Below are 12,768 nucleotides of genomic sequence, written 5' to 3'. Positions count from 1 at the left end.
GCGTTTAAGCGCGCTTGACCCGGATGTGGTCCGGGTAGGGGTAGATGTCCGCGACCTTGCCGGCATTGAGCTCCGCCTGGACCGCCGTCCAGTAGTCGGCGTCCAGCAAATCGCCATGGTGTTTCCGGAACGCGGCTTCCAGACGATTGTCGTTGAACAGGAAGGTGGCGAATTCCTCCGGAAAGATGTCGTTCGGCGCGACGCTGTACCAGGGTTCGGAAGCCAGTTCGTCTTCCGGATAGCGCGGTGGTGGAATGCGCCGGAAGTTGCAGTTCGTGACCCAGTCGATTTCGTCGTAATCGTAAAAGATCACGCGGCCGTGACGGGTGACGCCGAAGTTCTTCAGCAGCATGTCCCCGGGAAATATATTCGCCTTGGCCAGGTCCTTGATGGCCTGGCCGTATTCCTTCAGCACGGCTTCTTCGCGACCCGCGTAGGCCGGATCCTCCAGATACAGGTTGAGCGGGATCATGCGGCGTTCGATGTAGCAATGCTCGATGATCAGTTGCTCGCCCTCCTGTCGCACATTGGACGCGGCCACCTTGGACAGCTCCTCCAGCAATGCATCGGAAAACCGGTTCAGCGGCAGCGCGACCTTGGAAAATTCCCAGGTGTCCGCCATGCGGCCGACCCGGTCGTTCTGCTTGACCCGGTGGTATTGGTTCTTCACGTGCTGGCGTGTCATTTCCTTTTGCGGGGCGAAGCGGTCCTTGATGATCTTGAACACATAGGGGTAGGAGGGCAGGGTGAAAACCGTCATCACCATGCCCTTGATGCCGGGCGCGACTTCGAACCGGTCCCGGCTGGTGTCGAGGTGCTGCAGCAGCTCCCGGTAGAATTGGGTCTTGCCCTGTTTGTGCAGGCCAATGGAGGAATAGAGTTCGGCCCGGGTCTTCGACGGCATCAGCCGCAGCAGAAAGTTGACGATGGCCAGCGGACTGCCGGTGTCGACGAAGAAATACGCCCTTGCGAAACCGAAGACGATGGCCATGGCGTTGCTGTCGACCAGGAGGGTGTCGGCGTAAAGGTGACCGTCTTCATTGTTCAAAATCGGGACAATGAACGGCAGGGCTTCCCCATCGATGTTCAACCGCCCGATCAGGTAGCAGGCCTTATTGCGAAAAAAGGGCGCCGTGATCAGGTCGATGCTGTACCGGTTGGCCGCCCGTGCCAGGTTCGGGGCTTCCTGCGCGAAGCGGTGCATCAGATGGCGGACATCGCGATGCGGATTTTCCAGCGGCAACCCCAGTTCCATGTCCTCTAACATGTTCAGGAACACGGCTTCGAGATTACCGTCGACCCAGTAGCGGCGAATGAGTGTTTCATCGGTTTCATAGTGCCGCCAGAGCGCGTCGGATTCGACGAAGATATGCTCGTTGTTGAAATAACGACGGTGAAACAGGCGACAAAATACCGAGTTGTAGAATGTCTCCGCGAGGTCGGGCTGGCGGTGGCGTTCCAGGCGCTTGCTGTAGGCCTGTTTGACCGACTGCCAGCCTTCGGGGCTGAGGTGTTCGAAGCGGTCCTTCAGCGTGGCGATGCAGTGATCGACCTGGTCGTCGTAGAGGTCGACCCGTTCGCGGTGGATGTCCTGCAGGTATCGCCATTCGGCTTTCAGGAAACCGTCGCGTGCCAAATGCGAATAGTGTCGGAACTTGCGGTAGTGTCGATCGAAACCGGCCAGGATCAGGTCGGCCAACTGCGCGGCCTGGTCGTCAGTCATAGACATTCTTCTTCTTCCAGCTCTCCTGGTCTTCTATCAGATCTTCCATCTCTTCCGCCAGTTTTTCGGCCTGGCCGGCGGACTGTTGTTCGCGGTAGTTGCGCCATTCCTCGACGGTTTTGTTCAACTGGTTGCGCAACTGGATTTCTTCCTGCTTGAACTGTTCGCTGTGGCGGGAAGCGCCGATGGTGTCGATGGCTTTCTGGTACGCGACACGCGCTTCCTTGTAGTAGTGCCGTTTGAGTGCGTTGCGCGCCCGGAACTTGAAATACTCCAGCGCCGTTTCCACCAGCTTGAGTTCCACCTGCATCAGCATCTTCTCGGCGTTGGTCTTGTTCAGGTGACCGGCTTCGTAGTTGCGCTTGATGTAGGCATAAAAGGATTTGAGTGTCTGGCGGTGGAGGTTGGTCTCCTCGGCATTGATCTGGGACGGAGGTTCCGGTTTGGGCGGATGCTTGCGTACCTGGGCGCGTTCTCGTTCCAGTTGCTTGTAGTCGCTGTCCAGATACTTGCGCTGATCCGGGTTCAATTCCATCTGGGATTTGAGATTGAACAGCAGTGCCTGGTAGAGAAAGTCCCGCATCTCCGGTGACAGGTAGGACGTTGGCAGGTTGCGCAATACGTTGTTCAGCTTGCGGTACTGATTGTTCAGTTTGAGCAACTTGTCCCGGGTGACGGCCAGATTGCGATGGCGGGTCTGCATGATCAACATACCAACCACCATAAGGCTGATGAGGCCAACGGCTAGAATGGCTATGACTGTGGTGGTCGAAGCGCCCATGTCGTATCTCGTCTGGTGGTCTATTTAGTGTAATCCAAAAAAACGTAGGAAAACAAAGATTTGCTTGACAGAATTCATCCGCCTCCTTAAAGTCGCGCCCTCTCGTTATCGAGGGTCTCGACTCTCGTGGCGATTCAGGCGGACGCTCATCGATGTGAGCGCCACCTTTGTCCGGTCAGTCCCGTTCGTCTAGTGGCCTAGGACACCGCCCTTTCACGGCGGTAACAGGGGTTCGAGTCCCCTACGGGACGCCATCCTTCCGGCGTGCTAACGCTGTTTGTCTTTTCTGTTTTTACCCACCCACGATCGATAGCCGGTGAGCAACAGGTCCGAAATCATGATCAGGACGACCAGTGCCACAGCGCCGATCAACAAAGCTTCCATAATGGTTTCCAGTCGGTCTTGGCGTCAGTTTAGTCCGGGACGGGCATGTTCGTCATCCGGCGGGCCAAATCGACAGGGTCCGTTCGAACTGAGACAATAACAATCAGTTCACTCAGTTACAGGATGCTCGATGAAGCCGATTTACGCCTTTGGGGAATTGTTGATCGATGCCTTGCAGCAGGGCCAGACCACAGAAGACGGACTGGCCATTCCCGGTGCCCGTTTTTACCCGGGCGGCGCCCCCGCCAATGCCGCGGTCGCAGCCGCCAAGCTGGATGTGCCCACTTTCTTCATCGGTCAGATTGGTCGGGATGCGTTCGGCGCTTACCTCAAGCAAGCCCTCAACCATTACGGGGTCGATACGCGCTATCTGCGGTCCACCAATGCGCCAACCCCCATGGCGGTTGTCTCGCTGGACGAGCATGGCGAACGCAGCTTTCAGTTTTATCGCAACGGCACGGCCGACGTCATGCTGCCCGCCCACAAGCTGCCGCATCCGCGCGAATTCAAGCCGGGCATTGTGCATGTATGCTCCAATACCCTGACCGAGGAGCACATCCGTAACGTACACCTCGGTTTTGTCGACCGCTGTATCGACGCCGGCAATCGAATCAGTTTCGATGTCAACCTGCGCCGTAATCTTTGGCCGGACCAGACCAATTTCCACGAGCCGATCAAGCAAATGCTGACCCGGGCGGATGTGATCAAGGTCAGCCGCGATGAATTGGCCGAGCTGTGGGAGGTCGACGCCGAGGAAGCGCTGACCAACCTTGTCTTTTCACACCGTGCCCAGGCCATCTACATCACCGACGGGGCAAAACCCGTTGTCCTGCTGACCCGCGAGGGCCGTGAGGAACAGGCGGCGCCCCGGGTGGATGTGGTTGACACCACAGCCGCCGGTGACGCCTTTTCCGGGGCCATTCTGGCCAGCCTGAGCCGCGACGAGTCCGCCACGCCCGACTGGAAAGCCGCATTGTCTCTGGGCGTGCGCTGCGGTGCCTTTGCCGTGGGCCGCGCCGGTGCCTTTCCTTCATTGCCCGTCTGGACGGATGTCTCGGAATGACCCCGGGTTCCATTGCCGGGATGCATTGTTCGACTGAAAAAGGCTAACGTTAGCCAATCGGCACTTGGCGGCGGACAAAAACGCCGTTAGTCTGTTCGAACGAGTATCCCGACCTGGAATGGAGGCGTGATGGGAGCAGTGTACGATCCAGTGGCCATTGAGCATCCGTCCCATGACCCTGGCGCTGTATTGAAGTCGCACCGATTGACGATCAGGGATCATCAGGCCATTTACCACGAAGTCGTCCGCAGCCGTGGCCCCAGCGCCCATTTCTACGCGGCCAACGGCTTCCCCACCGCCTGCTACAGCCCCTTGCTGTCCATCCTGAAACATCATTTCTCGCTGACGTCGCTGGCCAATCGCGCACTCTGGCCCGATGCCGAACCGACGCCCGGTCTGCGCTGCCGCGACTACGCGGACGACCTGATTGCCTTCCTGGAGCACCGATATACCCAGCCGATCATCGGCATCGGTCATTCGATGGGGGCGACCACGACGCTGATGGCCGCTGCCAAGCGCCCCGAACTGTTTCGCCGTTTGATCCTGATCGAACCGGTCATCCAGTCCATGAAAGGGGAGTGGCTGACCCGGCTGATGCCTGCCAACGTAGCCCGACGATTCGAACCCATCCGGAGCGCCTTGACAGCCCGGGATCGGTGGGGCTCGCTGGAAGAGGCGCTAACCGACTTGCGCGACCGTCGCGCGTTTCGTCGTCTGGACGATGAGCCGCTGCGTATGCTGGCGCGAGGGCTGACCGAACCCGATGACGGCGGCGTTCGCCTGGCGTTCCCCCGGCAATGGGAGGTGCATAACTATCTGACGCTGGACGCGATATGGCGGGATCTCAGGTCGGTACGCATGCCGGTCCGAGTGATCCGGGGCAAACCCTCGATGTTTCTGTCGCCACAAGCCTGGGAGCGTCTGCGTCAGCGGATGCCGCAGTGGGAATTCCTGGAGGATGGGCACTACGGTCACCTGTTGCCGATGGAAGCGCCGGAGCGTACGGCCGAATTGATACAGGAACCGCCTTCGGTACGTCGAACCACCGATCCAATGCTGGAGGTGGAGCGCTGAGCAGCGGGCTTTCTCCGCAAATGTTGAATAAAACGCTCGCTGTGCGGTTCATTTCGTGATCATTATTCACAAATCTTTTCGTCGACGGGTGCTAAACAAGCCAACGTGGAATTGACACAATGGGTTACTTTGCAGAACTCCCAGTATAGGTGACCTTCGTGTTTCTCGATCCCTTTCATACCCGGCAGGATGGTCACATCCTGATCAGTGCCGAACAGGCCAGCGCCTTCGCCAAGGACATCGCCGGAGACTTCAATCCGATTCACAACCCGGACGCGCGTCGTTTTTGCGTGCCGGGCGATCTGTTGTTCGCGTTGGTGCTGAATCGCTACGGTCTTAGCGAGAAAATGTCCGTACGCTTTTCGGGCATGGTGGGTGCGAATGTGCCGCTGGTGTTTCCGAAAGTGGATGAAGGCGTCATCGATATCAAGGATACCGCCGACAAAGCCTATCTGCACCTCGAGCACAGCGGCGAAACCAGTCAGGACGCTGACCTGATCGAGAGCCTGACACGGGCCTATGTGGCGTTCTCCGGTCACAATTTCCCATTCATCATGGTGCCGCTCATGGAGAAGCATCAGGTGATGTTCAACCCCAAGCGGCCGATGGTGATCTACGAAAGCATGGCCTTCGAGCTGGACAGCCTGGACATAAAGCAGCCGACCCTGGAATTGGCGGATACCACGCTGGATGTGAAGGGCAAGCGGGGCGATGCCTTGTTCCGGTTCAATATCATGGCCGACGGGCAACTGGTCGGAACCGGTACCAAGAAGCTGATCGTCAGCGGGTTGATGCCCTACGATCCCGAAGCGATGGCGGCCCTGGTCGAAGAATTCAATCGCCTGAAGGAAGAACACAAGGCGAGTCGCTGACTGCTCCGGGTATTCCTCAGGGAATGCCCTCTCGAAACCCTCCGGGCGGACCTTTCCGAGTCCGCCGTTGCTCTTCTCAACCCTACCTTTCTTCCGGTGACGCACCATAACAGGTCTTTGTGCTGCGCATGAGTGTGCATTCAAAGCGTGGTGCACTGTAGTGGTGCGTTTTGACGCCCGAAATCCCTCCCCGGCCTGGCCAAATTCTTGCTCTATCCTCAGCGTGAGTATTCGAATCATCGCCGAACCCGAGGTGAACATGACCACCCGAACATCTTCTCTTGGAACACTCCCGGACAATGGGACGGGTGCGGTATGACTGACCGCTGGGCTGTACTGACCGATCTGGACGGCACTCTGCTGGACCATGACAGCTACGACTGGCATCCGGCCGAGCCGGCCCTGCAGCGATTGCGAGCACTGAACATCCCGGTGATTGCCGTAACCAGCAAAACGCGGGCGGAAATGGCGGATCTGCGGTTGTCGATTCCCGATCTCGCACTGGTCTTCGGTTGCGAGAACGGAGGCGTGGTGGTGGACCAGCGTTCCAAACCGGAACGGGTGGACGTGCTGGGCACTCCGACCGAAGCCCTGGTGTACTGTTTCGAGCGCATTCGCGCGGAGCAGGACGCCCCGGGGCTCGGTTTTCACGAAGTGTCGGACGCCCGGGTGGCGCAATGGACCGGTTTGCCTTTGGACCAGGCGGCGAAGGCGCGTCGTCGCGAGGCGTCGTTGCCGATCTACTGGCCGGAGGACGCACCCGGGAGGCAGTTCTTTATCGAGGCCGTGGAGCGGGCCGGTCTTCGGGTTCTGGCTGGTGGCCGGTTTCTGCATCTGGCGGGTTCGGCGGACAAGGGCACGGCCCTCGACCGGATTCGCCAACTGCTGGGCGACGGTCGGCCATTGAAGGTGATGGCCCTCGGTGACAGCGGCAACGACGACGCCCTGCTCGCGGCGGCGGATTGGGCGGTACGCCTGCCCCCGAAACACGGTCCGGCACGACCCGAACCGGTATCCAAGGCCATTCTGGCTTCACAACCCGGCCCTGTGGGCTGGAACGAGGCCGTCTTGCAGTGGTTGCAACGTATGCAGCCCGCACAGGAGACGCAATCATGAGCGATTTCTTTCAGAACGGCATCATCGCCAATTTGCACAATCTGGTCGACCGGCCGGTGGAGTCGATGGAGAAGGAACTGGTCGGGTTCTCTCACCACAATCCGATGGCGCTGGTTTTACCCTCACTGTACTCAGAGCTTGAACAACCGGCTTTGGAAAACATTGTTCAGGAGCTGATGCAGGTCCCTTACCTGTCCGACGTGGTGGTCGGACTGGACCGGGCCGACCGGGATCAGTTTCAGCATGCCCGCCGGTATTTCGGTAGACTGCCGCAGACGGTACGCATTCTGTGGAATGACGGACCGCGCCTGCAGGCGATCGACCGGTTGCTAGCCAGCAAGGGGCTGGCGCCGACCGAACTGGGTAAGGGGCGCAATGTCTGGTATTGCTACGGTTATATTCTGGCCGCGAACCGGGCCAAGGCGGTGGCGATGCACGATTGCGACATCAAGACCTACGACCGATCGCTGTTGGCTCGCCTGATTTATCCGGTGGCGAACCCGGCCTACCGCTACCAGTTCTGCAAGGGGTATTACGCGCGCATCGCCGACAACAAGATGAACGGGCGGGTATGCCGCCTGCTGGTCTCGCCCCTGTTGCGCGCGCTGAAAATGGTGAAGGGCGATAACGAGTTTCTGGAGTACATGAACTCTTTTCGGTACACCCTCTCCGGTGAGTTCAGTCTGCGCACCGATGTATTGCGTAACCTGCGCATACCCAGCGACTGGGGTCTGGAAGTCGGTGTTCTGGCCGAATTGCACCGCAATTACAATCCGCGCAGCCTGTGCCAGGTGAATGTGGCCGATGTTTATGACCACAAGCACCAGCCCTTGAGCCCGGAGGACGCCCGCAAAGGGCTGTCGAAGATGTCGCACGACATCAGCAAAGCCATTTTCCGCAAGCTGGCGACCCAGGGGCTGGTGTTCACCGAGGAGCATTTTCGCACCATCAAGGCCACCTATTTCCGCATCGCCCTCGATTACATCGAAACCTACTACAATGATGCCATCTTCAACGGTCTGACCCTCGACCGGCACGCCGAGGAAGAAGCGGTGGAGTTGTTCGCCCGGAATGTCATGGCCGCCGGTCAGGAGTTTCTGGAAAACCCGATGGCGACGCCCTTCATGCCCAGTTGGAGCCGGGTTCAGTCGGCCATTCCGGACATCCTGGAGCAGATCTTCGATGCCGTGGAGCTCGACAACCAGGATGGATGACGTCCGTACCGGCAAGTCAGTTGTGCCCGGTAGTTGAGATCGAAGGAGGTAGAATGTTCGTCGGACCGAAGAGTCCTGCTAGGCACTAATAAACCAAATCTCGGACTAGCCGCTATGGTGCCACAACCCGCACCGGCTACCGGGTAGACCTATTCGGGGTCGCCGTTAACCCATCCATGGGGGCTTGACGGCCGCCATCCAGGCGGCCGACATCCCCGAATAGGTCTACCCGGCATCCGGCGCTGGTCACCAGTGAACTTCGTGATTTGAGTAATAACAAAAGGGAAACCCCTATGACTACCTCGACCATCCAGACGCTGGGCGAATTCATCATTGCCCATCAAAAAGACTACCCCGAAGCCAGCGGCGAGCTGTCCGCACTGTTCTCGGCGATCAAGCTGGCCGCCAAGGTCATTCACCGGGAGATCAACAAGGCGGGCCTGGTCAATATCGCCGGCCTGTCCGGCGACGAAAATGTCCAGGGCGAACAGCAGATGAAACTGGACGTGTTGGCCAACGACACCTTCAAAGCAGCCCTGGCGGCCCGGGGTGTTGTGTGCGGCATCGCGTCGGAAGAGGAGGACCATTACGTCCTGCTCGACGACGGCCTCAACACGAACAGCAAATACATCGTGATGATGGACCCGGTGGACGGCTCATCGAACATCGACGTCAACGTCTCGGTGGGAACCATTTTCTCGGTTTATCGACGGCGTTCGCCGGTGGGTACCAAGGTGTCGGATGAGGATTTCTTCCAACCCGGAACCGAACAGGTGGCCGCCGGTTATGTCATTTACGGTTCGTCCACCATGCTGGTCTACTCCACCGGTCATGGTGTCAACGGCTTTACCTATGATCCGACGCTCGGTGTGTTTTGTCTGTCCCATCCGAACATGCAAACACCCGAACTGGGATTGATCTATTCGATCAACGAAGGCAACTATGTGCATTTTCCCGAAGGGGTGAAGAAGTACATCAAATACTGCCAGGTCGAAGACGATGCCTCGAACCGGCCCTACACTTCACGGTACATCGGTTCGCTGGTGTCGGACATCCACCGCAACCTGATCTACGGGGGGATCTACCTGTACCCGTCATCGGCGCGGTATCCGAACGGCAAGCTGCGCCTGTTGTACGAATGCAACCCGATCGCCTTTCTGGTGGAGCAGGCCGGTGGTCGTGCGATCTGCAAAGAGGGTCAGCGGGTCCTGGAACTCAAACCGACTTCGTTACACCAGCGCGTGCCCTTCTTCGCCGGATCGAAAGCCATGGTGGACGATCTGGAGCAATTTCTGTTCGACAATGCCGAACAGAGCGCCCAATAGCGCTGTGAGCCGCCCCGGAACAGGGGCGGACACACCAACTCGCCAGTATGTCGTCACTGTGTGACACCTTAATAAAACGTTACAAAAAAATACATTTATAACTGATTGATTTGCAACGACCAATAAAAACGCGCTGAAAACGGTCTCTGAATCGGGATGCATTTTGGTGTGGCTTGCTTATAATCCGCCGCCCTTCGAGGAGTCCCGCAGGCTCCTGGGATCCCGTAGCGGTTGCGTATCAGGGTAGGCCACGGATCCCGGTTTCAAGTTATTTCAGTGAGGTCGTTGTCGTTATGCAAGAACAAGTCAGTTATCACCGTCATCAGGGCCACCTCTGCCTGGCATCGAGCTTGATTCTGAATGAGCGCCCGTTACCCATTCGTTTCTTTTATAAAGAAGAAGCCCAGCACGCCAACGACACCGGCTTTCGATTTTACAGCGGCTTTGAAACCGACGATTTTCTGATGGAAGAGGACGCGGCCTGTGTTGCGCCGCTGGACTGCATGGAACGTCTGGACCCGAGTATCGTCGATCTGGTGCAGCGTTCGGAGGTCGGCAGTGTCTGGGAGCGGTTGCCCGACAGCAACGATTGGGTGCCGGTGTACGACTATGAAATTCCGGACTGAGCAATCATCAGTTTTTTAAACAAAAAAAAGGCCTGTTGATACAGGCCTTTTTTGTATGTGGTAAGCAAGGGCTTCCACACGGGTTCGTGAAGACTTACTTTTCCTGTATCAACCAAGGCTGCGAATACCAATAGAAGAAATCGCCGTCTCGCGCCTGGGCGGTGCAGTTGAAGCGATGCCGGCCTTCGCTCAGCGGGTCGGGTGCGGCGAGGCTGAACCGGCTTTCATTCTCCCACTCGGCGTCCTGCCAGTTGCCGTTGATGAAGCAGTTCAATGAGCGACTCATGTCATCCGGACGGGTCACTTCAATGGTCATCGATGGTGTCGGGTCATGGATCAGCATGTCCGGTACGGTATCGTAATTCACCGGCATGGGATGGCTGTTCAGCTTGGTCAGGAGTGTTTCCGGGTTGGCGTAAATGCCGGCTGCGGCGAAGCGGGGCAGGGCATGGAAATCGCTGCCGCTGTAAATGCCGCCGGAGTGCTGGGCGAAACCAATGTAGCCCTCGTCGGCCAGTAATTCCTTCAGCGCAGCGTTGTACTCACCGTAGGGGTAGGCGAACAGCTTGGGGATGTCGCCGGTCAACTCGCTTTCCAGGCGTTGCTGGGCGTGTTGGATGTTCTCGCGGACCGAGGTCAGCCAGGCGTCGTCCCGGGGGTGGTGTCGCACCAGATAGTCGTGGTCCCGGGTGTGATTGGCGATGGTCACGCCCCAGTCCTGCAGGGACTGAAGTTCATCCCAGGTCAGCATCTCATTGAAGCCCTGGTCGACCGGATCCGTCGCCACGAAGATGGTGAAGGGGTAGTCGAATTCCTTCAGCATCGGGAAGGCGTTGTCGTAGATATTGCCGTAGGCGTCGTCGAAGGTCAGCACCACGGCTTTCTCCGGCAGGTTGGCCGAGCCTTCCCCGCGCACCGCGGCGAGCGCTTCCTCGATCGATACGACCGAAAAGCCCTCATCGCGCAACAGGGTGAGGTGTTCGCGGAAACGCTCGGGGCTGATGGTGGTGCTGGCCGGTGTGTCCGTGGCCACGTGGTGATAGACCAGCACGTTGAAATGAGGTTGGGCCAGCGTTGCGCCGCTGGCCAGAATCGTGAGGAAGAGTGTCCACACCGACTTGATCATCAAACAGGCTCCTTTTCGGTTCCGGTGGCTACGGGCCGACTGTCGTCGTTGATCCACTCGCTCCAGGATCCGGCGTACAGCCGGGGTTGGCGATGTCCGGCCAGCGTCAGAGCGAGTATGTTGTGACAGGCGGTTACACCGGAGCCACAATAGCATACGAGGTTGCCGTCATCCGGCACGCTTTCAAAGCGTTGACGCAACGCCGGGGCCGACTTGAACCGTCCGGAATCGTCCAGGTTGGCCGTGAAGTCGGCGCACAGAGCACCGGGGATGTGTCCGGCTTTGTGGTCCATCGGTTCGGTCTCACCGCTGTAGCGTGGGCGGGCACGGGCATCCAGCAGGGTGTACCGGCCGGTGTTTCGTAGCAGTTGATCGGCGTCGACGATCCACTCGGTTGGGCACCGGACTTCGATGTCGCCATCAGCCGGCTCGGGCCCCGAGCCGCTTTCGACCGGACCGCCGGCGTCCAGCCAGGCTTGCCAGCCGCCGTCCAGAACCCGCACCCGGTCGAGCCCGGCCCAACGACACAACCACCAGGCCCGCCCGGCGATCATGGCGTTGGCGGCGTCATAAACGATGACCTCGGAATCCGCCCGGATGCCCCGGGCGCGCAATGTCGCTTGCAGTTGGGCGGGCTCGGGAAGGGGGTGGCGGCCGGTCTCGCCGGGAACGATGGAACCGGACAGATCCCGGTCGAGATGGGCATAAAAGGCACCGGGAATGTGGCCTTCGCGATAGTGCCGTTCGCCTTCGTCGGTATCGGCCAGGTTGAAGCGAGTGTCCAGCAGAATGGGCCGTTCGGCTCCGGTGTCGGACAGTCGATGCTTGAGCGCATCGGCGGAAATGAGCAGGTCGTCTCGATCGGACATGGGGTCGTCTCCCTGATGGGCGTCTGAATTGCACGCAGTCTAGCATGGGCTCGAATCCGAGCAGGTGCCGGGACGTCGTGTCCGGATGTCGGGAAGGTGCAAGGAATGGCTGGGCCGGCAGGATTCGAACCTGCGAATGACGGGATCAAAACCCGTTGCCTTACCACTTGGCGACGGCCCATTAGACGGGGAAAAACGAGATCAGCTTGTGGGGAGGCGAGAACGCTTCCACTGGGGAAAACTGGCTGGGCCGGCAGGATTCGAACCTGCGAATGACGGGATCAAAACCCGTTGCCTTACCACTTGGCGACGGCCCAAGAGAAGTGGTGGCTATGGCTGGACTTGAACCAGCGACTCCAGCATTATGAATGCTGTGCTCTAACCAACTGAGCTACATAGCCTCCGTAACGGCCGCGTATTATCCGTAAATTTCCGGGGGTGTCAACTAGGCCATTTAACTTTTTTCCAAAAAATTCAATGGCTTAGCGAATTACCAACGGAAGCCTCAAAGGCTTACGGGCTGCAATACGCCGACAGGGTGCGCATTTTGGCACGACGGCTGAAAAAAACAAGCTTTCCTGCTCCATCCCGCTTC

At 58.6% G+C, this 12,768-nt stretch carries 11 protein-coding genes and 4 tRNA genes; 8 read left to right on the top strand and 7 right to left on the bottom strand.

Annotation, left to right across the window (positions count from 1 at the left end; translation table 11 throughout):
- Positions 1-4 precede the first annotated feature (4 nt).
- Positions 5-1,729 carry a bifunctional isocitrate dehydrogenase kinase/phosphatase gene (gene aceK, locus IE111_RS00335; RefSeq protein ID WP_229805072.1) on the bottom strand — a complete coding sequence of 575 codons (1,725 nt, stop codon included), beginning with the start codon at positions 1,727-1,729 and terminating at the stop codon, positions 5-7.
- Entirely contained in the window at positions 1,716-2,435 is a 720-nt protein-coding gene (locus tag IE111_RS00330) for a hypothetical protein (protein ID WP_189606500.1), read from the bottom strand. Before IE111_RS00330 ends, aceK begins: the two co-directional genes overlap by 14 nt.
- Positions 2,436-2,682: 247 nt before the next feature.
- Here IE111_RS00330 and IE111_RS00325 point away from each other — a divergent pair.
- The 8 genes from IE111_RS00325 (at position 2,683) to IE111_RS00290 (ending at position 10,178) form a co-directional block, all read left to right on the top strand.
- Positions 2,683-2,758: transfer RNA gene (locus tag IE111_RS00325), tRNA-Glu, on the top strand.
- Between the two features lie 260 nt (positions 2,759-3,018).
- A complete protein-coding gene (locus IE111_RS00320) occupies positions 3,019-3,951 on the top strand; it encodes a carbohydrate kinase family protein (RefSeq protein ID WP_189606499.1) in 933 nt (310 codons plus the stop codon).
- 129 nt (positions 3,952-4,080) lie between these two features.
- Positions 4,081-5,025: an alpha/beta fold hydrolase gene (locus IE111_RS00315; protein WP_189606498.1), complete on the top strand. Its 945-nt coding sequence runs from the start codon at positions 4,081-4,083 to the stop codon at positions 5,023-5,025.
- Between the two features lie 158 nt (positions 5,026-5,183).
- Positions 5,184-5,897: a DUF3581 domain-containing protein gene (locus IE111_RS00310; protein WP_189606497.1), complete on the top strand. Its 714-nt coding sequence runs from the start codon at positions 5,184-5,186 to the stop codon at positions 5,895-5,897.
- A gap of 315 nt (positions 5,898-6,212) precedes the next feature.
- On the top strand, positions 6,213-7,013 hold the full coding sequence (locus tag IE111_RS00305; RefSeq protein WP_189606496.1) for an HAD-IIB family hydrolase: 801 nt from the start codon (positions 6,213-6,215) through the stop codon (positions 7,011-7,013).
- Positions 7,010-8,227 carry a glycosyltransferase family protein gene (locus IE111_RS00300; protein ID WP_189606495.1) on the top strand — a complete coding sequence of 406 codons (1,218 nt, stop codon included), beginning with the start codon at positions 7,010-7,012 and terminating at the stop codon, positions 8,225-8,227. Before IE111_RS00305 ends, IE111_RS00300 begins: the two co-directional genes overlap by 4 nt.
- 293 nt (positions 8,228-8,520) lie before the next feature.
- Complete coding sequence (fbp, locus tag IE111_RS00295; RefSeq protein ID WP_189606494.1) at positions 8,521-9,552, top strand: class 1 fructose-bisphosphatase; 1,032 nt, start codon at positions 8,521-8,523, stop codon at positions 9,550-9,552.
- A 293-nt stretch (positions 9,553-9,845) separates the two neighbouring features.
- Entirely contained in the window at positions 9,846-10,178 is a 333-nt protein-coding gene (locus IE111_RS00290; RefSeq protein ID WP_189606493.1) for a DUF2185 domain-containing protein, read from the top strand.
- Between the two features lie 94 nt (positions 10,179-10,272).
- On the opposite strand, the gene IE111_RS00285 is transcribed toward IE111_RS00290, so the two are convergent.
- The 5 genes from IE111_RS00285 to IE111_RS00265 all read right to left on the bottom strand — a co-directional run bounded on the left by IE111_RS00285 (position 10,273) and on the right by IE111_RS00265 (position 12,574).
- On the bottom strand, positions 10,273-11,304 hold the full coding sequence (locus IE111_RS00285) for a polysaccharide deacetylase family protein (RefSeq protein WP_189606492.1): 1,032 nt from the start codon (positions 11,302-11,304) through the stop codon (positions 10,273-10,275).
- Positions 11,304-12,173, bottom strand: coding sequence for a sulfurtransferase (locus tag IE111_RS00280; RefSeq protein WP_189606491.1), 870 nt, complete (start codon positions 12,171-12,173; stop codon positions 11,304-11,306). Before IE111_RS00280 ends, IE111_RS00285 begins: the two co-directional genes overlap by 1 nt.
- Positions 12,174-12,279: 106 nt before the next feature.
- A tRNA-Gln gene (locus IE111_RS00275) sits at positions 12,280-12,354 on the bottom strand.
- 61 nt (positions 12,355-12,415) lie between these two features.
- A tRNA-Gln gene (locus IE111_RS00270) sits at positions 12,416-12,490 on the bottom strand.
- A 7-nt stretch (positions 12,491-12,497) separates the two neighbouring features.
- Positions 12,498-12,574: transfer RNA gene (locus IE111_RS00265), tRNA-Met, on the bottom strand.
- Between the last annotated feature and the right edge of the window lie 194 nt (positions 12,575-12,768).

It is taken from the genome of Saccharospirillum salsuginis, assembly GCF_014651855.1.
In the GTDB taxonomy this organism is placed as follows: domain Bacteria; phylum Pseudomonadota; class Gammaproteobacteria; order Pseudomonadales; family Natronospirillaceae; genus Saccharospirillum; species Saccharospirillum salsuginis.
Note: the sequence above shows the minus strand (reverse complement) of the source record. Positions and strands in the feature narration are given on the sequence as shown.

Coding starts and splice junctions, on each gene's coding strand:
- aceK (WP_229805072.1), bottom strand. CDS start 1,729: ATGTCTATGACTGACGACCAGGCCGCGCAGTTGGCCGACCTGATCCTG.
- IE111_RS00330 (WP_189606500.1), bottom strand. CDS start 2,435: ATGTTGATCATGCAGACCCGCCATCGCAATCTGGCCGTCACCCGGGAC.
- IE111_RS00320 (WP_189606499.1), top strand. CDS start 3,019: ATGAAGCCGATTTACGCCTTTGGGGAATTGTTGATCGATGCCTTGCAG.
- IE111_RS00315 (WP_189606498.1), top strand. CDS start 4,081: ATGGGAGCAGTGTACGATCCAGTGGCCATTGAGCATCCGTCCCATGAC.
- IE111_RS00305 (WP_189606496.1), top strand. CDS start 6,213: ATGACTGACCGCTGGGCTGTACTGACCGATCTGGACGGCACTCTGCTG.
- IE111_RS00300 (WP_189606495.1), top strand. CDS start 7,010: ATGAGCGATTTCTTTCAGAACGGCATCATCGCCAATTTGCACAATCTG.
- fbp (WP_189606494.1), top strand. CDS start 8,521: ATGACTACCTCGACCATCCAGACGCTGGGCGAATTCATCATTGCCCAT.
- IE111_RS00290 (WP_189606493.1), top strand. CDS start 9,846: ATGCAAGAACAAGTCAGTTATCACCGTCATCAGGGCCACCTCTGCCTG.
- IE111_RS00285 (WP_189606492.1), bottom strand. CDS start 11,304: ATGATCAAGTCGGTGTGGACACTCTTCCTCACGATTCTGGCCAGCGGC.
- IE111_RS00280 (WP_189606491.1), bottom strand. CDS start 12,173: ATGTCCGATCGAGACGACCTGCTCATTTCCGCCGATGCGCTCAAGCAT.